The organism is Streptomyces sp. NRRL F-2664, assembly GCF_000719345.1.
Classification (GTDB): domain Bacteria; phylum Actinomycetota; class Actinomycetes; order Streptomycetales; family Streptomycetaceae; genus Streptomyces.
In genome coordinates, this window is the sequence record NZ_JOFX01000405.1 from 1 (window position 1) to 374 (window position 374).

Genomic DNA, 374 nt, shown 5'->3' on the forward strand with positions numbered 1-374 from the left:
CTCCTGGGCCCCGACGGCGAGCCGGAGCGCAGGGTGGTCTCCCACTACAACAGCCTCCACCTCCTGACCTCCCAGCAGGTGTTCACCTCCGCCCTCGGCAACCGCACCGCCGGGGAACTGGTCCGCGGCTACAGCTGGCAGGACGGCGACTCCCCCGCCCCTCCGCCCCGGGACGCGGAGCTCCCCGCGGACTGGGCGCTGCCCGTCCGCGAGGCCAGCACCGTCCACAACTCCGCCGGCCAGAAACGGGAAGTGGCGACCGCCGCCGCCTACGACGCCTACGGCGCCGCCACAGAAGTCGCCTCCAGCGACGGCCGGGTCGTCTTCACCGCCCCGGCCCGTTCCGGCGACGGCCACCGGCTGACGGCCGTCCT

General features: G+C 74.9%; 1 protein-coding gene. It reads left to right on the forward strand.

The genetic code is table 11. The features are described 5' to 3' along the window. On the forward strand, window positions 1-374 hold a 374-nt coding region (locus tag IF89_RS39820; RefSeq protein WP_043195023.1), incomplete at both ends, for a hypothetical protein.